The organism is Allostreptomyces psammosilenae, from assembly GCF_013407765.1.
Taxonomy (GTDB): domain Bacteria; phylum Actinomycetota; class Actinomycetes; order Streptomycetales; family Streptomycetaceae; genus Allostreptomyces; species Allostreptomyces psammosilenae.
The window spans coordinates 4,706,836-4,731,273 of record NZ_JACBZD010000001.1 but is presented as its reverse complement, the minus strand read 5'-3'; the positions used below and the strand labels follow the sequence as shown (position 1 = coordinate 4,731,273).

The window sequence follows — 24,438 nt, the reverse complement described above, 5'->3', positions numbered from 1 at the left end:
ATGGCCGGTATGTCCCAGTCTGTGGCCAGACTGTTGCGGGGGCGTTAACGACCGCCCCCGCGTGGGACGCTCCGGCGAGTCGCGGCGCACCGGTGCTCCGCGGTCCGATGATCGCAACTGGAGGGTACCCGGCGGAAGCCGCCTGACCACCTCCAGCTCGCCTCCCGGGCCGGCCGTCCCCCCGCACGGTCCCATCCCGACCGGCCGTCCCGCCCGGCGGGGGTGGTGCTCAGCGCGCGGCGGCGCCCCCGAGCAGGCTCCACGCGTGCCGCGCCATGGTCTCGGCGGGCATCCGAGGGGCCGGTTTGCCGTTCCGTTCGGCGCCCTCGCCGAGCCAGTGCGCGAACAGTCCGGCGAGGGCGCCGGCCAGGTAGTGGGCCCGCTGCGCCGGCGGGACGCCCTCCGCCCTGGCCGGGGCCGCCGCGACGCCCCCGGCGCGCCCCGCCGCCCGGTCCGGCGCGGCGGGCGTCGGGACCGCCGGCGGGGCCGGGTCCGCCGACCCGGGGACGGCCGGCGCCGGGGCGGCCGCGGTGAGCTGGGCCAAGATCTCCTCGGCCAGCACCTCCCGCAGCCGGCCGGCGGCCCGTGCGCTGCCGCGCGGGCCGAGCACCCGGCCGTACAGCGCGGCGTGCCGCTCCACGTGCCGGAACAGCTCCACCAGTTCCGCCGGCACGCGCTCGGAGGGCGAGGTCAGCGGACAGCGGGCGCAGGCCCGGGAGAGGTCGGCGATGGTCTCCCCCATGGCGTCCAGCAGCAGCGCGTCGCGGTCGGCGTAGTGCTGGTAGACGGTGGCCCGGTTGACCGTGGCCCGCTCGGCGATGTCGGCGACGGTGATCCCGTCCGGGTCGCGTTCCGCCGCGAGCTCCAGCGCGGCGCGCCGCAGCAGGTCCCGGGTGCGCCGCACCCGCGGGTCCTCCCGCCGCCCGGCCACCGCCGCCCAGCCGGCGCCGCCCGCCGGGCGTTCCGCCGTGATCACCTCACCGTCCCGTCCCATGCCGAGGAGCCTACCGGCTGTCGTCGACACCCGCCGCTTAGGCGACGGCTGGGGTTTTGGCGACAGTAGTTGATTGTGCGACGATCGACGTTTTAGCGACGCCCGTCGTAGAGTGGTAGCTCCCAGGCGGACGACGCCCGGGACGGCGGCGCGACGCCGGAGGGGAGAAGAGGACATGACCGGCCCACAGAATCCGGACGCCCCCTGGCTGGAGCCCGAGGACGACCCGGTCGGCAGCTTCCGCTACGCCGAGGCCCTGTTGGAGGCCCGGGATCCGCTGGGCGCCCTGCGGGCGCTCGGCCCGGTGCTCGCCGCGTACGGCGACAAGCCGTCGGTGCTGCTGCTCCAGGCGCGCGCCCACTTCCACTCGGCGCAACTGCGGCAGGCCGAAGACGTGCTGCGCCGGCTGATCGAGATCGCGCCGGACGACGACTACGCCCACCTGCTGCTCGGCAAGACCCTGCAGCGGCAGAACCGGCCGGCGGAGGCCCGCGGGCACTACCGGATCGCCTGGGCGATGCGCCCGGACACCTACCGGCTGGAGGCGCTGGCCTCGGTCGGCGGGTAGCGGGCGCCCGGCCCACGCCGGGCCCGACCCTCGCCGCGCCGGGCCGACGGTCGGATGATCGTCCCGGTCGGCGCGCCGCACTCCCTCACCGACCCGGTCGCTACCATTGCGGGCGTTTCCGGTCCACCGAAGCGGTGAGGAGCCTTCCGCCGATGCCTGCACAGGAGTCGGACCACATCCGAGACCGGGTCGCCTCGGTCCTCGGCGCGCACCGCGCCGAGATAGTCAGCACCTGGGCGGACCTCCAGGCCGAGTACCACCCACACGGCGTGGGCGCCAGCACGGAGGAACTGGACCAGCAGGCCTCCGACCTCCTCGACGCCCTGCTCGGCGGCCTGGCCGCGGACGTGCCGCTGGCCGAGATGGTGGAGCGTCACGAGCCGCTGCGCGGCCTGATCGTGGAGCTGTCGGCGCGCTGGGCCCGCTACGGCCTGCCGCCCGGCAGCACCGCCGCCGCCGTGCTCGGCCTGAAGGAGGCCGTGGTACACGTGCTGCGCGCCCAGCAGACCACCACCGACCCGGGCAAGTCCGCCCTGCACGAGGACTTCGACGTGGTCATCGCGCTGGACCGGATGATCAACCGGGCCGGCGTGCTGGTCTTCGAGACCTTCGTCTCCAGCCGCGAGGCGGTGATCGCCCGGCAGAACGAGCAGCTGCTGGAGCTGTCCACCCCGGTGATCAGCCTGTGGCAGGGCGTGCTGGCCGTCCCGCTGATCGGCACCCTGGACACCGGCCGCACCCAGGTGGTGATGGAGTCCCTGCTGGAGTCGATCCAGGCCAACGCCGCCCGCGTCGCGATCATCGACGTCACCGGGGTGCCCACGGTGGACACCCTGGTGGCCCAGCACCTGCTGCAGACCGTCACCGCCGCCCGGCTGATGGGCACCGAATGCCTGATCAGCGGCATCCGCCCGCAGACGGCGCAGACCATGGTGCAGCTCGGCGTCGACCTGACCGGCATCACCACCCGCGCCAACCTGGCCGACGCCTTCGTCACCGCCGTCGGCCTGGTCGGCGGCACGATGCCCACCGCCCACACCGCCCCCCTGCCCCGCCCCGGCGAAGGCGGCCCGGCGTGAGCAGCAGCATCCCGATCATCCGGCTGGGCGACTACCTGCTCGCCACCGCGCAGACGGAACTCGACGACGCCACCGCCACCGCCTTCGCCGACGAGCTCGGCCAGCGCATCGCGGACACCGCCGCGCGCGGCGTGATGCTGGACATCAGCAAGCTGGAGCTGGTCGACTCCTTCATCGCCCGCACCCTGGTGGACATCGCCGGCATGGCCCGGCTGCTCGGCGCCCGCCTGGTGCTCGCCGGCATGCGTCCGGCCGTCGCCATCACCCTGGTCGAGCTCGGCCTGCCGCTGCCCGGGGTGGAGACCGCCCTGGACGTCGAGCAGGCGATGGACAAGCTCGCGGGCACGGCCCAGCCGGTCCAGCTGCCCCGCTACACGGCTGGGGAGAATCCCGGTGCCCTCCGTGGCTGACAGCATCTCACCCTCCTTCCCGGAGGAGCTGGCGATCGCCACCGACGCCGACGTGGTCCGCGCCCGGCAGGCGGTGCGCGCCGCCACCGTGGCCGCCGGCTTCTCCCTGGTGGAGCAGACCAAGCTGGTCACCGCCGCCAGCGAACTCGCCCGCAACTGCCTGGTGCACGGCGGCGGCGGGCGCATCCGGGTCCAGCTGGTGCGCTCCCCGGTCGGGCGCGCCGGCGTGCGCATGGTCGTCGAGGACACCGGCCCCGGCATCCCGGACGTGGAGACCGCGCTCAGCGACGGCTACACCACCGGCACCGGGCTGGGCTTCGGCCTCGGCGGCGCCCGCCGCCTGGTGCACGACTTCGAGGTGGACAGCGCGCCGGGGCGGGGCACCACCGTGACGGCGGTCCGCTGGGCGGGCCGGTGAGCGCCGTGCCGCCCTCCCCCGTGCCGGAGCCCGCGCCGGCCGGCTCGCTGACCGTGCCCGAGCCGACCCTGCGGGTGGAGATGGACGACCCCAGCTCGGTGCACGAGGCCCGCCGGGTGGCCGGGCGCCTCGCCACCGGGCTGGGTTACGGCGTGGTGGAGCGGGAACGCATCGCGATCGTGGTGTCGGAACTGGCCAGCAACGTCGTCAAGCACACCCGCGGCGGGTCGCTGCTCCTGCAGCCCGCCCTGCGGGACGGCTCCCTGGAGGTGCTGGCGCTCGACCACGGCCCCGGCATGGCGGACGTGCGGCGCTGCCTGCGCGACGGCTACTCCACCGGCGGCGGCCTCGGCGCCGGGCTCGGCGCGGTGCGCCGCCAGTCCGCCGGCACGAGCATCTTCAGCGAGCCGCGCGAGGGCACCGTGGTGCACGCCCGGTTCGCCCCGCCCGGCGCCCCGCGCCCCGCTCCCGGCGGCGCCACGCTCCCCGACCGGCCCGCCGAGGACCTCACCGTGCTCCGGCTGCCCGCCACCGGGGAGACCGCCTGCGGCGACGCCGTCGCCGTCCTCACCCTGGGCGGTGCCGGCACGCTGCTGCTGATGGTCGACGGCCTCGGCCACGGCCCAGCCGCCGCCGAGGCGGCCGAGCTGGCCACCGCCGTCCTGCCCGAGCTCGCGGCAGGCCTCGCGGCGCCCGGCACCGGCACCGCGCCCGGCGGCCGGTCCGCCGGCCGGTCCGCACCCGGCGCCGCGGCGGAACGCGCCACCCCACCGGCCCCCGCCGCCCCGACGGGCCCCGCCGCCGGCCCGTCCCCCGCCCGCCTGCTGTCCGCGCTGCACCAGCGGCTCCGCCACACCCGGGGCGCCGCCGCCGTCATCGCCCACCTGGACCCGGCGCGCTCCGTGCTGCGCGCCGCCGGGATAGGCAACGTCGTGCTCGCCGTGCAGCCCGCGCAGGGCCGGCCCTGGCGGCTCGTCGGCCGCCCCGGCACGCTCGGCCGGCAGATCCCCGCCCCCACCGACCAGGAGCTGCGACTGAACCCCGGCGACCGGCTGATCATGCACACCGACGGCCTCAACACCCGCTGGAACCTCACCGACCGCCCCGCCCTGCTGCGCACCCCGCCCCCGGTCATGGCCACCGTGCTGCTCCGGGACCACACCCGCGGCCGGGACGACGCCACCGTGCTGGTCGCCGACTGCCCGCCCCGGGAGGCCGCGTGAGCACGCCCGTGGCCGGCCGGTGGCGGGTGACCACCGCCGACGACGTCCCCGGCGTGGCCGGGGAGGTGCTGCGGGTCACCACCGGCAGCGCCCTGCCGGCGTCCGAGCAGCCGCTGATCGCCCTGGCCGTGGCCGACGCCGCCGAGGCCGCGCTGCGGGAGGGGCGCGCACCAGCCGTCAGCGCCCGCCTGGACGACGACGGCCCGGCGACGCTCACCGTGGAGGTGGTCGCCACCCGCGGCGACGGCCCGCTGCCGCTCCCGGACACCGCCCGCGCCGCCGGCCTGGCCCCGGCCGAACGGCCGGACACCCTCCGGCTGCGCCGGGCCCTCCCCCGGGTGCCCGCGCCGCGCGGCGCGGAACCGCCGGCCGCCCCACCGGGCCCGCCGCCCGCCGCCGGGCACGGCGACCCCGCCCCGGCCAGCGCGCAGGCCGCCCTGCTGCACCACCTCCGGCTCGCCACGGCCCGCTGCGAACGGCAGACCGAGCAGGTCGCGCAGCTGTCGGCCGAACTGGAGGAGACCAACCGGGGGGTGCTCGCGCTCTACGTCGACCTGGAGCAGCGCGACGAGGCGCTGCGCCGCGCCCACCGCGCCGTCTTCCACGAGCTGGAGGAGGCGCTGCGCCCGCCGCCACCCCACCTGGACGGCGTGCGCACCGCCGTGCACTACCAGCCCGCGGACCCCCAGTTCCCCACCGGCGGCGACCTCTACGACTGGCTGGTGCTGCCGGACGGCACCCTGCACGTCTGCGTGGTCGACGTCATGGGCCACGGCGTGAAGTCCACCCGGGACGCCATCGCCGTCACCCACACGCTGCGCACCCTCGCCCTGGAGGGCCACCCGATCGGCGAGCTGGTCGCCCACGCCGACCTGCTGCTCACCCGGCACAACCCCGGGCTGGTCGCCACCGTGCTGATCGCCCAGGTGGAGCCGGACACCGGCCGGGCCCGCATCGCCGGCGGCAGCCACCCGCCGCTGCTGCACATCCCGGCCGTCGGCGAGCCGCACTACGTCGAGGCGCGCGGCCGGGCGGTGGGCTACCCCCGGGCGGGCAGCGACGAGGTGTCCACCACCCACCTGGCGCCCGGCGACACCCTGCTGCTCTACACCGACGGCCTGGTCGAGGCCACCCGCGACATCATCGCGGGCATGGACCTGCTCGCCGAGCACGCCGCCAGGCTGCGCCGGGAGCCGCTGGAGGAGTTCCCGCGCCGGCTCGCCGCCACCGTGCTGGACCAGGCGGACCACCGCGACGACACCCTGGCGCTGGCGCTGCGCCGGCAGCCGGACGCCGGCTGACGCCCGCCCACACCCGGGCCGGGGTGGTGGGCGGGATGTCGCGCCAGGGCGACCGCACCGAGACTTTCCGTACCCGGCAGGTGTAAGAGCCGGACATCCGGCAAGGATCGTTGCTGAGGGCAGGTACCTCACCATCCCTCACCTGTTCCCCAGGGAACGCGGCACCGGCCCTCGGCCCGGGCACGACGGCAGGCGACGAAGGAGTGGTCACGTGAACCAGATCCAGGACCCGACCCAGCTCAGCCCGAGCGTCGCGGCGGTGCGCCAGGAGGCCGGGCACGCCGTCGTCGAACTCCGCGGGGACATCGACCTCGACGCCGGCCCGCTGCTGCGCCGGACCCTGCTGGAGCTGGTGGCGGCGGGAGCCGACCGGCTGGTCCTCGACCTGTCCGGGGTGGGGTTCATCGACTCCACCGGCATCGGAATCCTCGTCACCATCGTCAACAAGGTGCACAACCACTTCGACGGCGTGGTCAAGCTGGCGGCGCCCAGCGAGAACGTCACCCGTCTGCTGGCGATGACCGGGCTGGGCGAGGTGTTCGTGGTCTACCCGAGCGTCGACGCCGCCGTCGGCCGCCCCACCCTGTCCGAGGCCGTCTGAACGGACCCTCCCCCCGCCCCCGGTTCGCTCGCGGTGACGCGCTTCCCCCCCTCGGCGCGCACCGGCGAGCCGCACCCCGCCGGCCCGCGACGGGCGTCTCCCCCCGGACGCCCGCTCGGCGCTCGACCGGCCGGGTGCGTCAGGTGGCCCGCCGCCGCTCCCGGTTCCCCCCGTGCCGGTCGAGCGGCGGCGGGCCTCGTCCCGGCGGCGGTCCGAGGCCCGCCCCTCCCGCCGCCCGCGGCGCGCCCGTGACGACACCCGCCCAAGGGGGTGTCGCGCCGGCGACCTCCCCTGACGTACCGTCGGACCATGATCCGTCGCCGTGCCGCCCCAGCGCCGGCCGCGGCGGGCGCCGACCCGCGGTACCGGAGGAGGACACCGTGAACACACCAGCCCCCGGCGACGCGTCATGAGCGGGCGCCTGCTGGCCGTCAGCGACCTGCACATCTCCTACGACGACAACCGCAGGATCGTCGAGGAGCTGCGGCCCCGGTCCGAGGGCGACTGGCTCCTGGTGGCCGGCGACATCGGGGAGAAGGTCGAAGGCATCGAATGGACCCTGCGGCTGCTCGCGTCCCGCTTCGAGAAGGTGGTGTGGGCTCCGGGCAACCACGAGCTGTGGACCCAGGAGTCCGACCCGGTCCAGCTGCGCGGCGAGGCCCGCTACCGGCACCTCGTCGAGCTCTGCCGGGGCCTGGGGGTCGTCACCCCGGAGGACGAGTACCCGGTGTGGGAGGGCGAGGGCGGACCGGTCCGGATCGCCCCGCTGTTCCTGCTGTACGACTACACCTTCCGGACGCCGACGGCCCCCACCAAGGAGGAGTCGCTGGCCCAGGCGCGGGCCGCCGGCATCGTCTGCACCGACGAGTACCTGCTGTACCCCGACCCGTACCCCAGCCGGGACGCCTGGTGCCGGGCCCGGGTCGCGGAGACCGAGCGGCGGCTGGAGGCCGTGCAGGGCGGCCCACCGCTGGTGTTCGTCAACCACTACCCGCTGGTGCGCCAGCCCACCGACATCCTGCGCTACCCGGAGTTCGCCCAGTGGTGCGGCACCACGGCGACGGCCGACTGGCACCTGCGCTTCGACACCGCCGTGATGGTCTACGGGCACCTGCACATCCCGCGGACCACCTGGTACGACGGGGTGCGGTTCGAGGAGGTGTCGCTCGGCTACCCCCGCGAGTGGCGCCGCCACGGCCTGCCGCAGGGCCTGCTGCGGGACGTGCTGCGGCACGTGCCGACCGGCGTCAACGAGGGGCTGCTGTCCGGCCGGCCCTCCCCCACCCCGGCGGCGTCCCCCGCGGCCGGCACTCCCCCGGTCGGCCCTTCCCAGGTCGGCGAGCGCGGGGCCGGCGCGCCCGGGGGCGGTGGCCGGTGATCGAGGAGCTGCTGCCGGCCTGCGTCGCCGCCGCGGAGAGCCGGGAGGACCCCGCCGACGCCTACCTCTTCCCCGAGGAGGAGGCCCTGCTGACCAGGGCGGTCGGCAAGCGGCGGCGCGAGTTCACCACCGCCCGGTGGTGTGCCCGGCAGGCCATGGCCCACCTCGGCCTGCCGCCCGCCCCCGTGCTGCCCGGCCCCCGGCGGGAGCCCCGCTGGCCGGACGGCGTGGTGGGCTCCATCACCCACTGCGACGGCTACCGGGCGGCGGTCCTGGCCCGGGCGGCCGACCTGGCGTCCGTGGGGGTCGACGCCGAGCCGCACGGGCCGCTGCCGGACGGGGTGCTGGACAGCGTCGCGCTGCCCGAGGAGCGGGCCGAGGTCGACTCGCTGCTGAAGGCCCGTCCGGAGGTGAGCTGGGACCGGCTGCTGTTCAGCGCCAAGGAGTCGGTCTACAAGGCGTGGTTCCCGCTCACCGGCCGGTGGCTGGGGTTCGAGCAGGCCGCGCTGACCATCGCCCCGGACGCCGGCACCTTCACCGCGCGGCTGCTGGTGCCCGGGCCGGTGGTCGACGGGCGCCGGCTCCCCGGCTTCGAGGGGCGGTGGATGGCGCGCGACGGACTGGTGCTGACCGCGATCGCGGTCCCGGCCCCCCGGCCGGCGGACGGCGCGGCCGGCTGAGGTGGTGGCCCGCACCGGGCGGGCCACCACCCCGCGGCCGCGGGACCACACGCTCCCCCTACGCGCGTCCCCTCGGTCCCCTCGGATCATCCGGCCGATCACCCGGCCGGCTTGAACGTCACCTCCGGGAAGGCCTCCGACGGCCCGTCCAGCAGCGGTCGCGAGCGCCCGCGCAGGTGCTGGTCGAGGAAGGCGCCGACGTAGGCCCGGGTGATCTCCATCGACCGGTCCCCGGCCAGCGGGACGCTCGGATCCGTGACCCCGAGCTGCGCGGCGAGCAGGGGGAAGTCGATGAAGGAGAAGTGTCCCGAGCCGGTCAGGGCGAGCCACCGCTTCCAACCGGTCAGGTGCTCCCACTCCCGCACCCAGGACGGGTCGTCGGCGCCCCCGGGGCCGGGAGCGCCCAGCATCAGGAACGGCCGGTCCAGCCCGGTCAGGTCGGTGAAGAAGCTGCCGTCCATGTTGGCGCCGGCGTCCACCCGGTCGTCCTCCAGCATGGTGCGCGCGGCGCTGGCACCGCCGACGGAGTGGCCCACCATGGCGATCCGCGAGGAGTCGATCAGCCAGCTGCCGTGCCAGGCCGGGTTCGGCCCGGTCAACCGGTCCAGCACGAAGGACACGTCGGCGGAACGCCCCTCGGTCACCCGGTCACCCAGGTCCGGGGCGTCCACCTCGCAGGCCACGCAGGGGGTGACCCGCCCGCCCGGGAAGGTCGTGCCGTAGGTCTCGTGGGCGTGGTCCACGGTCGCCACGACGTAGCCCCTGCTGGCCAGGTCCTCCGCCAGGCCGGTCAGCGTGGCGCGGGAGAGGGTGAAGCCGGGCGAGAGCACCACCAGCGGGAGGGCCCGAGGGCGGGGCAGCGGCGGAGCGTCCACCAGGGCGTGCGTCCTGGTGCCGCTGAGCGCCCCGGCCTCGACGTCGCCGAGGCCGAGGCCGCCGAGCAGCGCCGTGGCCTCGTCCGACGTCATGTACCGGGAGGGCCGCCCGACGGCCACCGCCGCCGGGTAGTACATCGACACCATCAGCTGGCGGTCGCCGGACTCCGGCACCCACGGGTCGAGCCGGTCGTGGTCGACGAGGTGGAGCGTGGAGGTGCCGACCGGATACGGGCCGGTGGGCCGCGGCAGGGACAGCCGGGTGGACGGCGCCTCGTCACTGGCGGTGACGAGCGGGGTCGCCCCGGGGGTGGTCGCCGCGGTGGCCGCGGTGGCGCCGCCGACCGTGCCGGCGATGGTGAGCGTGGCGAGTAAGGCGCTGATGAGCGCCCGTCGGGTTCTGTGCATGCCGAATACGCTAAGTGAGCATCACCCGGCCGGAACACCGTCCAAGGTCGGGATCTGACTGCCCCTCGGAGGGTACCGGGGCACCGCGGGGTCATCCCCCGGGCTGACGGGTGGGGCGACCTTCGGTGGGGCCGACCGCCCGGCGGTCGGCGGCCGAGGAGGGGGGCCGGCGGCTCAGCCGTAGTAGGGGCGCAGCCCGTCGCCGAGCAGCGAGAAGGCGCGCTCGGCGTCCGCCTCCGCCTCCGGCTGGACCTCCGCCGCCGTGCGGCCCGCCTCGATCCTGTGCCAGTTCGCCCGGGCCAGGACCTGGTGCTGCGCGATCAGCTGCGCGGCGGCCAGGTCCGGCAGCAGGTCGTGCGGCACGGCCGGGGCCGCCTCGCGCAGCGCCTCGGCCAGCGCGTCCTGGTCGCGGCTGGTGTAGTGGGTGAGCCGGGCCAGCAGGCTGGGCGTGGCGTAGAGCAGCCGGCGGTAGGCGAGCACCTCGGGGTCGTCGTTGAGCCCGGTGACCGGGTCGTGGGCGCGCAGCCGTGCGGTGAAGTGCCGGCGCAGGGCCGCCAGCGGCGCCTCGCCCTCCGGACGCTCGCGCACCACGCGGGCGTACTCGCCCTCGTGGTCGGTGATCCGGTGCAGGACGAGGTCCTCCTTGGCGGGGAAGTAGCGGAAGAGCGTCGGCTTGGACACCTCCGCCGCCGCCGCGATGTCGGCCACCGAGACCTGGTCGAAGCCGTGCCGCAGGAAGAGCGTGATCGCCGCGTCGGAGAGCGCCCGGCGGGTCCGCTCCCGCTTGCGCTCCCGCAGGCCCGTCGGCGGCCCCGCCGCCCCCTCGTCCGTCGCCTCGGGTCCCGCTCCCCGTTCCGGTTCCGCCGTCCGCTCGCCCACCCGCCCCACTCTAGTCGCGCGTTACCCGTCCTCACCTGTGACCGGGTCACCCCCGACCCCGGCACCCGGCGGTACGGTCGGCACCACGATCGGCACGACAATCGACACACAACGGGAACGCGACCGGCCGAGCGGACAGGACTACGTGTGGAACTGTCTTTGAGAGCCCGGCTGATATCCGGGGACCCGGGCGCGTTCACCGAGCTGTTCGACGCGCACGCGCGGGCCGTCTACGCCCACGCCGTGCGGGTGACCGGCGACTGGAGCACCGCCGAGGACGTCGTCTCCCTCACCTTCCTGGAGGCCTGGCGGCTGCGGGGCAAGCTGCGCCCGGAGGGCGACAGCCCTCGGCCGTGGCTGCTCGGCATCGCCACCAACGTGCTGCGCAACACCACCCGGGCCGCGCGTCGGCACCAGGGGGCGCTGGCCCGCCTGCCCGCCCGGGAGATCGTGCCGGACTTCGCCGACGAGCTGGTCGGGCGGATGGTGGACGCCGAGCAGTTGGCCGCCGCGCAGCGTGCCCTGCGCAGGCTGCGCAGGGCCGAACGCGAGGTGTTCACCCTCTGCGTGTGGGCGGGGCTGGACTACGCCTCCGCGGCGGAGGCGCTGGGGGTGCCGGTCGGCACGGTCCGCTCCCGGCTCTCCCGCGCCAGGAGCAAGTTGCGCAGACTCACCGAGGCGGAGTTGGGCCGGGGCGGCGAGAAGCCGGAACCGCTCCCCGGCAGCGGACAGGTACAGGGCGGCCGCACCACCGCGGCCCGGTCGAACCAGGAGAAGACCCGATGAACGCCACCCCGCGACGGCGGCCGGAGACGGTCGAGCGTGAGGAACTGGGCCGGCTGCTGCCTGCCCCGGCCGACCCGGAGCTCCCGCCCGACCGTCACCGCCTCCTCAAGGAGCATCTGATGCAGGAGATCAATCAGGACCGCGCGGCCACCGCGGCGGCGTCCCGCCGGCCGCGCCGGCTGGCCACCCTGGCGCTGGCGCCGCTGGTCGCGGCGGCGGCCGTCGCGGGGGTGCTCGTCACCGGCGGCGTCTCCCCACTGGGAGGGAACGCGCCGGGCCCCTCCGTCACCGTCGGCGCGGAGAACTCGAACGGGGCGGTGGAGCTGCTCGACCGCATCGCGCTGGCCGCGGCCGAGCAGCCGGCCGTCGAGGTGCGCGACGACCAGTTCGTGTACATCGCCAGCCTGGGCAGCGGCTCCGTGCACGAGGACGGCCAGGTCACGGTGCCGGAGCCCCGCTCCAGGGAGGTCTGGGACTCGGTCAACAGCAGCCAGGAGGGCCTGCTGATCGAGGAGGATGGGACGCGCTACCCGCTGGACACCAGGGACACCAGCGGCATCATGGTCTGCACTCGTTCCCCGGAGGGTGACGTCTGCCGGCACCCGGATCCGGAGGAGCTGCTCGGCCCTGGCCTCAACTCGCCCGACTACCGCTACCTGGAGTCGCTTCCGACCGACCCGGAGGAGCTGCTGGCGCTCATCTACCAGGGCAACGAAGGTAATGGCACCACCCCGGGCGACAAGGCGTTCAGCACCATCGGCGACCTGCTGAGGGACACCCTGGCGCCCCCCGGGCTCAGCGCGGCCCTGTACCAGGCGGCCGCGCAGATCCCCGGCGTGGAGCGGATCGACGACGTGGAGGACGCGGCGGGACGGAGCGGCGTGGCCGTCGCACGGGTGGAGGACAGCGGAAACGTGCGGGTGGAGTGGATCTTCGACGAGGAGACCCTGGAGTTCCTCGGTGAGCGCCAGATCGCGCTCACCGACAGCTTTGGCGTCCCGGCGGGCACGGTGATCTCCTCCAACGCGATACTCACCCGCGCCGTGGTGGACGAGGCGGGCGAGGTCCCGGCCGAGGCCAGCTGACCTGGGGACAGTTCGGCGCGCGTGGGCTGAAATCGGGCACCACGATGCAGAGCGCCCTGGGGACCCCCGATTCCAGAATCCCACGGGGCGACGGGCCGGGCACAGTCACCCTTTCGGGGCTGTGGACAACTCCCGGAGCGTCGCCAGCAGGATCGGACCGGTGGTCCGGTAGCCCTCGTCCCACGGCTCCCGAACCGACAAGCGCCCGCCCGCCGTCGTGCCGACGGCGGGCGGGCGCCGTGTCTCGGGCCGGCCCGGGGCGCGTCAGGGGCGGGCCGGGCGCTCGGGGCGCAGCAGTACGGCGATCAGCACGGTCAGGGCGGCGCAGACGGCGGCCAGCAGCCAGGCCATCGTGTGGAAGGCGCCGTCGTAGCCGCTCACCAGGAGGCGGGTCAGCTCCGCCGTGGTCCCGCCGTCCGCCGTGGCGCCGGCGACGTCGCCGGCGGCGGCGTGCTCGGCCAGCGCGGCCGGGTCCGCTCCGGTGGGGACGTTGGCTCCGGCACTGTCCGCGGCGACGCCGTCGGTGATCCGCACGCGGATCAGCGTGGCCAGCAGCGAGGCGTAGACCGCCACGGCGACCGCCTCGCTGCCCAGCCGCAGCGTGTTGAGGAATCCGGCCGCCATGCCGGCCTGGTGGGTCGGCACCATCTCCAGGGCCTGGGCGTCCACCAGTCCGGCCGCCAGCCCGAAGCCGACGCCGACCAGCAGCAGCGGCACGGCCAGCAGCGCCGTCGTCACCTCCGGCCCGCTGAGCAGCAGGGCGGCGTCCCCGGCGACCAGGCAGACCAGGCTGCCCAGCAGCAGCGCCGTGCTGGGCACACCGGCGGTGACCAGGCGTCCGGCGAGCACGGGGCACAGCAGCACCGGGCTGGTGAGCAGCAGCATGACCCAGCCGGCGGTGGCGCTGTCCCGTTCGGTGACGGTCGTCAGGTAGGTGGGCAGGTAGGTCAGCAGCGTCACGAAGCCGAAGGATCCGGCGACCGGCACCAGGCAGACCCCGAGGAAGCGGCGGTTGCGGAGCACGGCCAGGTCCAGCATCGGGGCGGTGACCCGCCGTTCGACGGCGGCGAAGGCGGCGAGCAGCAGCAGGCTCACGCCGAGCATGCCGAGGGTGGCTGCGCTCCCCCAGCCCCATCGGGAGGCCTGGACGATGGCGGTCATCGCCACGGCGAGCGAGGCGACGAAGAGCGCCGTGCCGGCGAGGTCGACCCGGCCGCCCCTGGGCACGGAGGTGTCCCGGCGGGCCACGGCCGGCGTCAGGGCGAGGACCACGAGCAGCGCGAGGGCGTGCAGGACGAAGATCCAGCGCCAGCCCAGGGTCTGCACGAGTTGCCCGGAGACGGTGGGGCCGAGCGCCAGCGCGATGCCGGCGACCGTGCCGAAGAGGGCGAAGGCCCTGGTCCGGGCGGCTCCGTGGAAGACGCCGGCGAGCAGCGCGCTGCCGGAGGACAGGATCGCCGCGCCGCCGACGCCGGCGACCGCGCGGGCGATGTCGAGGAGCACGATGTCGCTGGTGGCGGCGCTGGCCAGGGAGGCGGCGGCGAAGACGGCGGCGCCGAGGGCGAAGGCCCGCACCCGGCCGATGATGTCGGCGAGTGAGCCCCAGGCCAGGGTGAGGCAGGCGAAGGCCAGGTTGAAGGCGTTCACCACCCACTGGAGGGCGGGGAGGCTGGCGCCGGTGTCGTCGCCGATGCGGGGCAGGGCCACGCCGGTGCCGGAGATCGACATCGGTACGACGGCCACCGCGAGCAGGACGGCGACCAGGACCACGGTGGGGCCGGCCTCGCGTGCCGCCGGCGCGGTGCTCGGTTCCGGCGGGGACGCCGCCGGGGAGACGGCCGGGGACGCGGGCGGTGGCGCCGGTTCCGGGCTCGGGGGCTGGGTTGGGGACGGCTCCGCGGCCAACTCCATGACGGTCTTTTCCTCCGGGGTGGGGGTTCGCGCGGTTCGCGCCCGGCGGGCGGGAACTAGGTACGATAATGATCGAAGGTGCGAGCATCTTCGTACCTAGCCGGACGCTAGGAGGCCCACAGGTACGATGTCAATAGGACCTGGTGGCGAGGAGGCCCGATGCCGGACGCCGATGGACACCCCGACCGCGACGAGATCGAACTCGGCCGCGTGCTGGCCGCGCTCGCCGACGCCCGTCGGCGCGGCGTCGTGACCACGCTGGCACGCGCGCCGGAGGGCACCGAGCGGTCCTGCGGCTCCTTCAACCTGGCGGTCGCCAAGTCCACCCGGACCCACCACTTCCGGGTGCTGCGCGACGCCGGGCTGATCTGGACGACCGACCTCGGCAACCAGACCGTGGTGCGCCTGCGCCGCGAGGACATCGAGGTCCGCCTGCCCGGCCTGCTGGAGCTGCTGCTGCGCGAGGAGGGGGACGCGGCCTCCTGACCGGCCGGCGCCCGACGGGTACGCTCTCCCCGGGATGGCTAACCACGGGACTGCGCCGGCGGCCGACCGGCCACACGCATCGAACGGGTCGACGGCGCGCCGGAACGGACTGCGCGACTTCCTGCGCACCCGGCGCGCCCGGCTCTCCCCCGAGGACGTCGGCATGCCCGCCGCGGGCCGCCGCCGCACCCCCGGCCTGCGCCGCGAGGAGGTCGCCGTGCTCGCCGGGGTCGGCGTCTCCTGGTACACCTGGCTGGAGCAGGGCCGCGACATCAACGTCTCCGCCGAGGTGCTGGACGCCGTGGCACGCGCCCTGCGGCTGTCCGAACCCGAGCGCCAGCACCTCTACCGGCTCGCCGGGCTCAACCCCCCGCAGGTGCGGCCCGCAGCGCCGCGCCTGCCCGTCGAGCCCTCCCTGCAACGGCTCCTCGACGGCTGGTCACCCAAGCCGGCGTACGTCCTGGACCGGCACTGGTACTTCATCGCCACCAACGCCGCGGCGCGGGAGATCTTCGGTCTCACCTCCCGCGACCACAACTGCCTGATCGCGTTCTTCACCAACGACCGCTACCGCGGCGCCGTCCGGAACTGGGCCGAGATGGCCCCGCAGGTCGTCGGCCAGTTCCGGCACGACGCCGGGCGCCACCCCGACGACCCGGCCTTCGCCCGCCTCGCCGAGCGGGTGTCCGCGGTCAGCCCGGAGTTCGCCGAGCTGTGGGCCCGGCACGACGTCAGCCCAGTGGCCCAGGGCATCAAGGCACTGCGGCACCCCGAGGCGGGGGAGCTGACCTTCGAGTACACCTCGCTGCCGCTCCCGCACCGCCCGGACGACCGCCTGCTGCTGCACAACCCGGCCCCCGGCACCGGCACCGCCGCACGGCTGGAGCGCTGGATGGCCGCGGTGGAGACGGCGCGGCCGGACGCCTCCCCCGCCGGGGAGCGGGCCGAGGCCGGCTGAGCCGGCTCATCCTGCCCCCGCCGTGGGTGGTGGTGGCAGAACCAGCATCAACTGACACTGGGTGATCGCGCGGCGACCCAGGACGATCTGGTCATGACCACAACGCCCGAAACCCCGCAGCACTCCCCCGCGACCGCCGGCGCCGCCCGGCTCCCCGAGCGACAGGCCAGCCGCTTCGTCGGCCGGACCGCCCTGATCACCGGCGGCAGCAGCGGAATGGGCCTGGCCACGGCCCGCCGGCTGCTCGACGAGGGAGCCAGCGTCGTCATCACCGGGCGGTCCGAGGCGCGGCTGGCGGCGGCCGAGGCGCAGCTGCGCGACGGGCTCGCCCACCCGGAGAAGGAACCCGACCGCGTCCTCGCCGTCCGCGCCGACGTGGCCGAGCCGGCCGACCTCGACGAGCTGGTGCGCCGGGTCGGCGAGGCCCACGAGCGGCTGCACGTGGTCTTCGCCAACGCCGGCATCGGCACCTTCAAGCCCTTCGAGCAGCTGACCGACGCCGATGTCGACGCCACCATCGACGTCAACTTCAAGGGTGTCTTCCGCACCGTGCAGAAGACCCTCCCGCTGCTCGCCGAGGGCGCCTCGGTGGTGCTCAACGCCTCCTGGACGCTGCACCGCGGAATGGCGCAGGCCTCCGTCTACTCGGCGTCCAAGGCCGGCGTGCACAACCTGGCCCGGACCCTCGCCAGCGCCCTGGCGGGACGGCGGATCCGGGTCAACTCGGTCAGCCCCGGATTCATCGACACGCCGATGTACCCGGAGGACCAGGTGGATCCGGCCGAGGCCGCGCTGGCCCGGGCGAGCACCCTGCTCGGCCGCTTCGGCCGGCCGGAGGAGGTGGCCGCCGCGGTGGCCTTCCTGGCCTCGGACGACGCCTCCTTCATCACCGGCCAGGACCTCGTGGTGGACGGCGGCCTGGTCGGCTCCATCCCCCCGCACCGCTAGGCCGCCGGCGTCCCTCCTCCCCGAAATCAGCCGCACGACCGTTCCTCCCTCGCTCCTGGAGTCGTCATGAAAGCCGTCACGATCCCCGAGTTCGGTGGCCCCGAGGTGCTGCGCCTCGTCGAGCTGGCCGACCCGGTGCCGGGCCCCGGCCAGGTCTCCGTGGACGTGGCCTACGCCGGCGCCAACTTCGCCGAGGTCCTCTACCGGCGCGGCATGGCGGACGTGCCGCTGCCCTTCGTCCCCGGCATCGAGGTCTCCGGCCGCGTCCGGGCGCTGGGCCCCGGCGTGCGGGGGCTGGCCGTCGGCCAGCCGGTGGCGGCGCTGACCATCGTGGACAGCGGCGGCTACGCGGGGACGGTGGTCACGGCGGCGGAGCTGGTCGTGCCGCTGGACGGCGGCTCCCCGTCCGGGGACGGTGCCACCTCCGGCCTGGACCTGGCCACCGCCGCCGCGGTGCCGTCCAACACCACCACCGCGTACGTCGTGCTGAACAAGATCGCGCGGGTGGAGGCCGGGCAGTCCGTCCTGGTGCACGCCGCGGCCGGCGGCGTCGGCAGCCAGCTCGGGCAGGTGGCGCGGCTGCTCGGCGCCGGCCGGGTGGTCGGGACGGTCGGCAGCCCGGGCAAGCTGGAGGTGGCGAAGGCCTTCGGCTACGACGACGTCATCCTGCGCGAGGAGGTGGCCGAGCGGGCCCCCGGGCTCACCGGGGGGCGCGGCTTCGACGTCGTCGTGGATCCCGTGGGCGGGCCGACCCGGCGGCAGAGCCTGGACGTGCTGGCCCCGACCGGGCGGCTGGTGGTGATGGGGAACGCCTCCGGCGCCGCCGACGTGGCCGTGTCCACCATCGAACTCTGGCTCACCAACCGTGCGGTGGCCGGCTTCAACCTGGCCGCGTTCACCGCCGCCTACCCGACGCAGGCCGGTGCCGCGCTGCGCTGGGCGCTCCGGGTGGTGGCCGCCGGGGACGTGCAGGTGGCCGTCGAGGAGCTCACCCTGGAGGAGGCGGCCGAGGCGCACCGGCGGATCGAGTCCGGCGCCTCCACCGGCAAGCTGGTGCTGCGGGTCGGCGGCGCCTGACGGCCACCGGCCGGGCCCGGGTGCGGCGGTGGCGCGGGAAGACCCGACGCCGACCGGGAACGGGCCGGTCATTCCGGCCCGGGGCACCACCCGGTCGCCGCGACCACGTCCCGCGCGATCTCCGGCACGCTCCGGCCGTCCGTGGCGATCCGGGCGACCCAGGGCGGCGCCACCGCGTCCAGGTGGCGGGCCATCCGGGCGCTGCGGACCAGGTGCGCGTCCAGTTGGCTGCCGATCTCCCGGGCCTCCAGGCGCCGCCGGGCCGTGTCGTCCCCCGCGGTGAGCAGCACTCCCACGATCCGCGGGGCACCGCCCAGGGCGCGGACGAACATGTCCGGCTCCAGGACGCTGACCGTGTTGGTGTACACCAGCCGGTGGTGCCCGCGGGCGGCGAAGTTGCGCCACACCGCCGTCAGGTTGTCCTCGGTGATCTTCGAACGGTGCGGGTCGTCCGCCGGCGCGGGGTGGATCTGGTCCAGCAGGTCGCCCTCCAGCAGGCAGTGCGCCACCGAGGCGGCCCGGAGCAGGGCGGACACCTCCCACCCCACGGTGGACTTCCCCACCCCCGAGCGCCCGGCGATCAGCAGCACCTCGTGGCGCGGGACCTCGTCCACGCTCGCTCCTCCCGACGCGTCCGCGGCGGCCCGTCCCCACCGCCTCCCGCGCGGAGTGCACCACGCCGTCGCCGGCCTGGTCACCCGGTTTTTCGCCGGGGCCACCCGGCCCTGGGGTCACAGCTCCTGGAAGAAGGCGTGCACGACCCTGCTGCTCTGGCCGCCGCCGGTGAAGAAGGTGTTGAACGACGGCGCCGTGCCGGTGAAGTCCTGGGACACCTCGCCGGACTCCAGGTACTCCCAGTTGAACCGCAGCTGGAGGTTGTCGTGCAGGGGATTGTCGCAGTCCTCGCTCGTGTAGGCGATGGTGCCCACCGAGCCGCCGGCGTCGGCCGAGACCGACTCGGCGGAGAAGATGGCGTCGCTGCGGGCCAGGATGCCCAGGGGCGGGATCTCGTCCCACAGCCCCTCGCTCACCTCTCCGTCGGTGAGCCGCAGATCGCAGTAGGTCTGGTTGTGCCAGACGACGTGTATGCCCTGGTGCGCCGACTGCCACGAGGCGTGGGCGGTCCCGGGCGTCAGCAGGGCCCCCACCAGGGCCGCTCCCACCCCCAGTGAGCAGGCTGTCTTGTTCACCGCGTCCCTCCGATGCGCACAGCGTTCCGGCCGTCGAGGAGCGCCCGCCGTGACTGTCGGGGCGTGGCCCCTCGGTGAAGGCATGCCCCGGAGGGCCCGGTGGCGACGGGGACGGCGGCCGAATTACCCCCATGGTGGGACCGCGCGCCCCGGCGGGTTCGCGCCGGGCGCACGCCCCCCGGTCGGCCCGTCCGCCCGCGCCCGCCGCTCAGCCCGTCCGCGCGGTGTCGACCGCCCAGTGGTTGGCGCGCAGCGGACGACCGGCGAAGACGACCGTCCGCTCTCCGAGCAGGCGGAAGCCGAGTGAGCGGCAGATGCCGTTGGACGGGGCGTTGGTGACCGCCGGAAAGGCGTGCACCAGGCCCCAGCGGCCGTCCTCGCGGGCCTCGTCGAGCAGCGCCCGCACCGCCCGCTTGGCGAGTCCCCGCCCCTGGAAGGCCGGGAGCACCATCCAGCCGATCTCGGAGAGGCGCTCGCCGTCATCGTCCTGGTGGGACCACAGGGTCACGCTTCCCGCCGCCTGGTCGTCCGCGGCCCCGTCGGGAACGATCATCCGGATCCAGGAGACGTCCCCGGCCGCGTCGCGGACGTCCCGCCGCACCTTGGCCTCGATGCCCTCGCGCGGGAGCGGGCCCCCGAGCTCCCGCATCATCACCGGGTCGCACCGCATCGCGACGTAGGCGTCCACGTCGTCGAGCGTCACGTCGCGCAGCCGCATCCCCGCACGCCTCCTTCGGTGGTCCCGCCCCGCCCGGGGCGGGTAGCGGTCACTCCTCGATGGCCCCGCCCACCCTCCGCAGGTGCTCGCGGAAGGTCAGCGACGGCGTCCGCCGGCGCTCGGCGAGGTAGGCGTCGAACCGTACCTGCTCGCGCAGACCGACGCCGCCGCGGACGCGTTCGGCCTGGCGGCGCTCGGTGTCCCGGATCCGCTCGGCGAGGGTGAGGAGTTCCCCGATCCGGTCGGCCGGCAGGAAGAGCACGCCGTCGTCGTCGCCGAACACGAGGTCGGCGCGGGTGACCGTCCACTCCCCCACGGTGGCGGCCTCCAGCGCGTCCCCGGGACGGGCGTCGAGGCGCCTGGGACCGGTGGGGGTGGCGCCCAGGCTGAAGACCGGCAGGCCGATCGCCCGGATGTCGGCGGTGTCGCGGTGCAGGCCCCAGATCGCGATCCCGGCCAGCCCGGCGGCCCGGGCCTCCAGGACGACCAGGTCGCCGACGCACGCCTCGTCGAGCCGTCCGCCGTTGTCGACCACCAGCACGTCGCCCGGGGCGGCGCCGGTGAAGGCCTCCAGGAAGACGTCCACGCTGCCGACGTGGCGGGCCGGGCACGCCCGCCCGACCAGCCGGTCGCCGGGGGTCACGGCGCGCAGCGGCGCCGGAGCGCAGCGCACCTCGGCCCCCGCGCGCAGGCAGGCGTCCGCCAGGTGGGCGGTGGTCAGCTCCGCGAACCGGTGTCGCAGCTGGTGGTGCTCCATGGCTTCCCTCGTCCCGCGTCGTGTCCGTCATCGGGCCGACGCCCCGCCAGGCGGCCCGGCCGGGGCCCATGCTAGGGGTTCCGGTCAGGACGCCATGGCCGGTTCGCGGGCGGTGTCCGGGCGGGCGTGGCCGCGCACCGCGTCGAGGTACTCGGCGATGGCGTCCCGGTTGCGGGTCAGGCAGGCGATGCGCTCGGTCATCCGGTCGCGTTCGCGTTCCAAGGTGGCGATCATCTCCGGCGTCGCGTCCGGGAAGTAGATCGTCCGGGGCTTGTCGAGGCAGGGCAGGATCTGTTTGATGATGCGGGTCGGCAGGCCGGCGTCGAGCAGCCCCCGGATCTGCAGGACGCGGTCCACGTACCGCTCGTCGTACGAGCGGTAGCCGTTGGCGCAGCGGTCGGGGACGATCAGCCCCTGCTCCTCGTAGTAGCGCAGCAGCCGCCGGGGCGTGCCGGTGCGGGCGGAGAGCTCTCCGATGCGCATGTGACCGACCTCACATCCAGTCGTGTTGACGTTCACATCAATGTGACGGTTCGAGCCTAACGGCATGTCGAACCTCACCACATCCCCCGCCGGGCACACCACCCCGGCAGCCGACCGGAAACTCCCCGTGTCCGCGCTGCTCGCGCTGGCCACGGCGGTCTTCGTCACCAGTCTGACCGAGACGCTGCCCGCCGGCGTGCTGCCCGCGATGAGCGCCGACCTCGGCGTCAGCGAGTCCGCGGCGGGCCAGTCGGTGACCATCTACGCGGTCGGCACCGCGCTCACCGCGATCCCGCTGTCCGCCGCCACGGCCGGGTGGCGCCGCAAGCGGCTGCTGCTGACCGCGATGGCGGGGTTCGCGGTCGCCGGCGCGGTCACCGCCGTCTCCTCGAACTACCCGCTGACCATGGCCTCCCGGTTCGTCGCCGGGGTGGCCGCCGGCCTGGCCTGGGCGCTGCTGGCCGGTTACGCCCGGCGCCTGGCGCCGCCCCACCTCCAGGGCAAGGCCGTCGCCATCGTGATGACGGGCATTCCGATCGCCCTGTCGCTCGGGGTGCCGGCGGGCACCTTCCTCGGCGCGGCGCTCGGCTGGCGGACCACCTTCACCCTCGTCACCGTGCTGGCCGTGGTGCTGATCGGCTGGATCCTGGCGGCCGTCCCGGACCAGCCGGGCCGGCGACCGGACGGCGGCCGGGCCCCGACGGCACGGGCCCTGACCGTGCCGGGGGTGGCGCCCGTGCTCTTCGTCACCGGGGTCTTCGTGCTGGCGCACACCGTCCTGTACACCTACATCGCCACGTTCCTCGACCGGTTCGGCATGGGCGGCTCCACCGACGTGGTGCTGCTGGTCTTCGGCGCCGCCTCCATGGCGAGCATCTGGGTGGTGGGCGCCCACATCGACCGCCGGCTGCGCGCCCTCACCATCGCCAGCACCGTGCTGTTCGCCGTGGCGGCCACCGTGCTGGCGCTGCTGGCCGACAGCCCCGCCGCCGTCTACCTCGCGGTGGCGCTGTGGGGGCTCGGCTGGGGCGGCGCCCCCACCCTGCTGCAGACCGCCGTGGCGGACGCCGGCGGCGAGGCGGCCGACGCGGCGCAGGCCATGCTGGTGACCCTGTGGAACGCGGCCATGGCCGGGGGCGGGGTGGCCGGCGGCGTCCTCCTCGACCGGTACGGCCCGGGCTCCTTCCCGTGGAGCGTGCTGTTGCTCCTGGTACCGGTGCTGATCGTGGTGGTCGCCGCGCGGCGCCACGGCTTCCCGGCCGCCCGGGACCGTGCCGCCGCGGAAGCCGGCCCGGCCGCGTGAGGACGAACCGGCCGGACACGCCCGGCCCGGCGGGGGGTCACCCACCCCGCCGGGCCGGACGGCCGGTCAGCGGCCCTCGCGCCAGCGGTTGGTGATGGGCAGCCGGCGGTCGCGGCCGAACGCCTTCAGGGAGATCTTGGCGCCCGGCGGGTACTGGCGGCGCTTGTACTCGGCGGTGTCGACCAGCCGCAGCACCCGGTCCACCAGGTCGGCGTCGAAGCCCGCCGCCACGATCTCGTCCCGGCCCATGTCGCGCTCCACGTAGCGGTCCAGGACCTCGTCGAGCACGGCGTAGTCCGGCAGCGAGTCGCTGTCCAGCTGCCCCGGCCGCAGTTCGGCGCTCGGCGGCTTGGAGATGGAGTTCTCCGGGATGGGGCCCACCTCGCCGCGCTGGGCGGCCACCGTGTTCCGCCAGGTGGCCAGCCGCCACACCAGCGTCTTGGGCAGGTCCTTGATCGGGGCGAAGCCGCCGACCGCGTCCCCGTAGAGGGTGGAGTAGCCGCAGGCCAGCTCGGACTTGTTGCCGGTGGCCAGCACCAGGTGCCCCTCCTGGTTGGAGATGGCCATCAGGGTGGTGCCGCGCAGCCGCGCCTGGAGGTTCTCCTCGGCCAGCCCGCTCAGGCCCAGCTGCCCCTGGTAGGCGTCGAACATCGGGGCGATCGGCACGGTGCGGAAGTGCAGCCCGGTGCGCCTGGCCAGCTCGGCCGCGTCGCCCTTGGAGTGCTCCGAGGAGTAGGAGCTGGGCATCGACACCCCGTGGACGGCGTCCGCCCCGAGGGCGTCCACGGCCACCGCCGCGACCAGCGCCGAGTCGATGCCGCCGGACAGGCCGACCAGCACCGACTTGAAGCCGTTCTTGGTGACGTAGCCGCGCAGGCCGGTCACGATCGCCGAGTAGACCTCCTCCTCGTCGCCGATCCGCTCGGTCACGGTGCCGGGGTGCTCCGGCTCGTAGGCGGGCAGCGGCTCGGCGGAGACCACCGCGCGGTCCACGGTCAGCCCGTCGGCCACCACGGCGCCGGAGGGGCGCTCCGGCGCCTCGGCTGCGGCCGGCAGGTCCAGGTCGACCAGCAGGCAGTGCTCCTCGAACTGCGGGGCGCGGGCCAGCAGCGCGCCCTCGGCGTCGACCACCAGCGAGTCGCCGTCGAAGACCAGCTCGTCCTGGCCGCCGACCGTGTTGACGTAGGCCAGCGCGCACCCGGCCTCCCGCGCCCGGCGGCGCAGCAGGTCGTAGCGGACGTCGTCCTTGGCCCGCTCGTAGGGGGAGGCGTTGATGGTGAGCAGCAGGCCGGCGCCGGCGTCGCCGACGGCCGCGACCGGCCCGCCGTCCTGCCACAGGTCCTCGCAGATGGCGAGCGCCACGTCCACGCCGTGCAGCCGCACGATCGCCAGCCGCTCGCCCGGCACGAAGTAGCGGTACTCGTCGAAGACGCCGTAGTTCGGCAGGTGGTGCTTGGGGTAGCGGATGACGACCTCGCCGCGGTACAGCAGCGCGGCGGCGTTCTGCGGTGCCCCGGCCGGCCGGCCGAACCGCGGCACGGCGTTCTCCGAGCGGCCGAGGTAGCCGACGACGACGGCGATGTCGCCGAGCCCCTCCTCCGCCAGGCGGGTGGCGAGGGCGCGCAGCGCGGCCCGGGAGGCCTCCACGAAGGACGGGCGCAGCGCGAGGTCCTCGACCGGGTAGCCGGTCAGGGTCATCTCGGGGAAGGCGGCGAGGTGGGCGCCGGCGTCCGCGGCGCGGCGGGTCCACGCCACGACGCGGTCCGTGTTGCCCGCGAGGTCCCCGACGGTGATGTCGATCTGGTTGAGAGCGAGGCGAAGTTGAGGCACGTATTCGAGCGTAGGTCACCGGCGCGGGGCGGCGGCGACCGGCCACCGGGCCGGTGACCAGCGGTGCCGCCGGGCGGCGGCCGGGCCGGGCC

The 24,438-nt window shown here is 75.4% G+C and carries 26 protein-coding genes; 16 read left to right on the top strand and 10 right to left on the bottom strand.

Annotated features, from left to right (window positions below):
• Window positions 1–229 precede the first annotated feature (229 nt).
• Window positions 230–994 (bottom strand): TetR/AcrR family transcriptional regulator, encoded by a 765-nt coding sequence (locus tag FHU37_RS19600; protein ID WP_179815444.1) that lies wholly within the window; start codon window positions 992–994, stop codon window positions 230–232.
• Between the two features lie 175 nt (window positions 995–1,169).
• Here FHU37_RS19600 and FHU37_RS19595 point away from each other — a divergent pair, with 175 nt between their 5' ends.
• From FHU37_RS19595 to FHU37_RS19555, 9 genes are all read left to right on the top strand, one after another.
• The gene (locus tag FHU37_RS19595) at window positions 1,170–1,562 is read left to right on the top strand and encodes a tetratricopeptide repeat protein (protein WP_179815443.1); all 393 of its coding nucleotides are present in this window, start codon (window positions 1,170–1,172) and stop codon (window positions 1,560–1,562) included.
• Between the two features lie 152 nt (window positions 1,563–1,714).
• A complete protein-coding gene (locus tag FHU37_RS19590; RefSeq protein ID WP_179815442.1) occupies window positions 1,715–2,641 on the top strand; it encodes an STAS domain-containing protein in 927 nt (308 codons plus the stop codon).
• Window positions 2,638–3,051: an STAS domain-containing protein gene (locus FHU37_RS19585; protein ID WP_179812179.1), complete on the top strand. Its 414-nt coding sequence runs from the start codon at window positions 2,638–2,640 to the stop codon at window positions 3,049–3,051. The genes FHU37_RS19590 and FHU37_RS19585 overlap by 4 nt, the downstream gene beginning before the upstream one ends.
• Window positions 3,044–3,469: an ATP-binding protein gene (locus FHU37_RS19580; protein ID WP_312892677.1), complete on the top strand. Its 426-nt coding sequence runs from the start codon at window positions 3,044–3,046 to the stop codon at window positions 3,467–3,469. Before FHU37_RS19585 ends, FHU37_RS19580 begins: the two co-directional genes overlap by 8 nt.
• A 5-nt stretch (window positions 3,470–3,474) precedes the next feature.
• A complete protein-coding gene (locus tag FHU37_RS28460) occupies window positions 3,475–4,692 on the top strand; it encodes a SpoIIE family protein phosphatase (RefSeq protein ID WP_179815441.1) in 1,218 nt (405 codons plus the stop codon).
• Window positions 4,689–5,993 (top strand): PP2C family protein-serine/threonine phosphatase, encoded by a 1,305-nt coding sequence (locus tag FHU37_RS29400; RefSeq protein WP_179815440.1) that lies wholly within the window; start codon window positions 4,689–4,691, stop codon window positions 5,991–5,993. Before FHU37_RS28460 ends, FHU37_RS29400 begins: the two co-directional genes overlap by 4 nt.
• 211 nt (window positions 5,994–6,204) lie before the next feature.
• Window positions 6,205–6,594 (top strand): STAS domain-containing protein, encoded by a 390-nt coding sequence (locus tag FHU37_RS19565; RefSeq protein ID WP_218904085.1) that lies wholly within the window; start codon window positions 6,205–6,207, stop codon window positions 6,592–6,594.
• A 409-nt stretch (window positions 6,595–7,003) separates the two neighbouring features.
• The gene (locus tag FHU37_RS19560) at window positions 7,004–7,972 is read left to right on the top strand and encodes a metallophosphoesterase family protein (RefSeq protein ID WP_179815439.1); all 969 of its coding nucleotides are present in this window, start codon (window positions 7,004–7,006) and stop codon (window positions 7,970–7,972) included.
• Window positions 7,969–8,652, top strand: coding sequence for a 4'-phosphopantetheinyl transferase family protein (locus tag FHU37_RS19555; protein ID WP_179815438.1), 684 nt, complete (start codon window positions 7,969–7,971; stop codon window positions 8,650–8,652). The genes FHU37_RS19560 and FHU37_RS19555 overlap by 4 nt, the downstream gene beginning before the upstream one ends.
• Before the next feature lie 98 nt (window positions 8,653–8,750).
• Here FHU37_RS19555 and FHU37_RS19550 read toward each other — a convergent pair whose 3' ends face one another.
• Both FHU37_RS19550 and FHU37_RS19545 read right to left on the bottom strand, forming a co-directional pair.
• A complete protein-coding gene (locus FHU37_RS19550) occupies window positions 8,751–9,935 on the bottom strand; it encodes an alpha/beta hydrolase family protein (protein WP_179815437.1) in 1,185 nt (394 codons plus the stop codon).
• A 174-nt stretch (window positions 9,936–10,109) separates the two neighbouring features.
• Complete coding sequence (locus FHU37_RS19545) at window positions 10,110–10,733, bottom strand: TetR/AcrR family transcriptional regulator (protein WP_179816403.1); 624 nt, start codon at window positions 10,731–10,733, stop codon at window positions 10,110–10,112.
• Between the two features lie 228 nt (window positions 10,734–10,961).
• Here FHU37_RS19545 and FHU37_RS19540 point away from each other — a divergent pair, with 228 nt between their 5' ends.
• On the top strand, window positions 10,962–11,600 hold the full coding sequence (locus FHU37_RS19540) for an RNA polymerase sigma factor (RefSeq protein WP_179815436.1): 639 nt from the start codon (window positions 10,962–10,964) through the stop codon (window positions 11,598–11,600).
• Complete coding sequence (locus FHU37_RS19535) at window positions 11,597–12,685, top strand: CU044_5270 family protein (protein ID WP_179815435.1); 1,089 nt, start codon at window positions 11,597–11,599, stop codon at window positions 12,683–12,685. The genes FHU37_RS19540 and FHU37_RS19535 overlap by 4 nt, the downstream gene beginning before the upstream one ends.
• Before the next feature lie 264 nt (window positions 12,686–12,949).
• Here FHU37_RS19535 and FHU37_RS19530 read toward each other — a convergent pair whose 3' ends face one another.
• Entirely contained in the window at window positions 12,950–14,596 is a 1,647-nt protein-coding gene (locus FHU37_RS19530; RefSeq protein WP_179815434.1) for an MFS transporter, read from the bottom strand.
• 159 nt (window positions 14,597–14,755) lie between these two features.
• On the opposite strand from FHU37_RS19530, the gene FHU37_RS19525 reads away from it, so the two are divergent.
• The 4 genes from FHU37_RS19525 to FHU37_RS19510 all read left to right on the top strand — a co-directional run bounded on the left by FHU37_RS19525 (window position 14,756) and on the right by FHU37_RS19510 (window position 18,065).
• Window positions 14,756–15,082 carry an ArsR/SmtB family transcription factor gene (locus tag FHU37_RS19525; RefSeq protein WP_179815433.1) on the top strand — a complete coding sequence of 109 codons (327 nt, stop codon included), beginning with the start codon at window positions 14,756–14,758 and terminating at the stop codon, window positions 15,080–15,082.
• A 34-nt stretch (window positions 15,083–15,116) separates the two neighbouring features.
• Window positions 15,117–16,040: a helix-turn-helix transcriptional regulator gene (locus tag FHU37_RS19520; protein ID WP_179815432.1), complete on the top strand. Its 924-nt coding sequence runs from the start codon at window positions 15,117–15,119 to the stop codon at window positions 16,038–16,040.
• A 93-nt stretch (window positions 16,041–16,133) separates the two neighbouring features.
• A complete protein-coding gene (locus tag FHU37_RS19515) occupies window positions 16,134–16,988 on the top strand; it encodes an SDR family NAD(P)-dependent oxidoreductase (RefSeq protein WP_179815431.1) in 855 nt (284 codons plus the stop codon).
• Window positions 16,989–17,054: 66 nt separating this feature from the next.
• On the top strand, window positions 17,055–18,065 hold the full coding sequence (locus tag FHU37_RS19510) for a quinone oxidoreductase family protein (RefSeq protein WP_179815430.1): 1,011 nt from the start codon (window positions 17,055–17,057) through the stop codon (window positions 18,063–18,065).
• A gap of 68 nt (window positions 18,066–18,133) precedes the next feature.
• On the opposite strand, the gene FHU37_RS19505 is transcribed toward FHU37_RS19510, so the two are convergent.
• The 5 genes from FHU37_RS19505 to FHU37_RS19485 all read right to left on the bottom strand — a co-directional run bounded on the left by FHU37_RS19505 (window position 18,134) and on the right by FHU37_RS19485 (window position 21,213).
• On the bottom strand, window positions 18,134–18,679 hold the full coding sequence (locus FHU37_RS19505) for an AAA family ATPase (RefSeq protein ID WP_312892676.1): 546 nt from the start codon (window positions 18,677–18,679) through the stop codon (window positions 18,134–18,136).
• A gap of 117 nt (window positions 18,680–18,796) precedes the next feature.
• Window positions 18,797–19,255: a hypothetical protein gene (locus FHU37_RS19500; RefSeq protein ID WP_179815429.1), complete on the bottom strand. Its 459-nt coding sequence runs from the start codon at window positions 19,253–19,255 to the stop codon at window positions 18,797–18,799.
• Window positions 19,256–19,463: 208 nt separating this feature from the next.
• On the bottom strand, window positions 19,464–19,973 hold the full coding sequence (locus FHU37_RS19495; RefSeq protein ID WP_179815428.1) for a GNAT family N-acetyltransferase: 510 nt from the start codon (window positions 19,971–19,973) through the stop codon (window positions 19,464–19,466).
• Window positions 19,974–20,022: 49 nt separating this feature from the next.
• A complete protein-coding gene (locus FHU37_RS19490) occupies window positions 20,023–20,730 on the bottom strand; it encodes an RraA family protein (RefSeq protein ID WP_179815427.1) in 708 nt (235 codons plus the stop codon).
• 84 nt (window positions 20,731–20,814) lie between these two features.
• Window positions 20,815–21,213, bottom strand: a complete 399-nt coding sequence (locus FHU37_RS19485; RefSeq protein WP_179815426.1) for a MerR family transcriptional regulator — start codon at window positions 21,211–21,213, stop codon at window positions 20,815–20,817.
• A 64-nt stretch (window positions 21,214–21,277) separates the two neighbouring features.
• Between FHU37_RS19485 and FHU37_RS19480 the strand changes: the two genes are divergently transcribed.
• A complete protein-coding gene (locus FHU37_RS19480; protein ID WP_179815425.1) occupies window positions 21,278–22,516 on the top strand; it encodes an MFS transporter in 1,239 nt (412 codons plus the stop codon).
• A 66-nt stretch (window positions 22,517–22,582) separates the two neighbouring features.
• Here the strand turns inward: FHU37_RS19480 and FHU37_RS19475 are convergent, their stop codons facing one another.
• Window positions 22,583–24,346, bottom strand: coding sequence for an NAD+ synthase (locus FHU37_RS19475; RefSeq protein WP_179815424.1), 1,764 nt, complete (start codon window positions 24,344–24,346; stop codon window positions 22,583–22,585).
• Window positions 24,347–24,438: the final 92 nt, after the last annotated feature.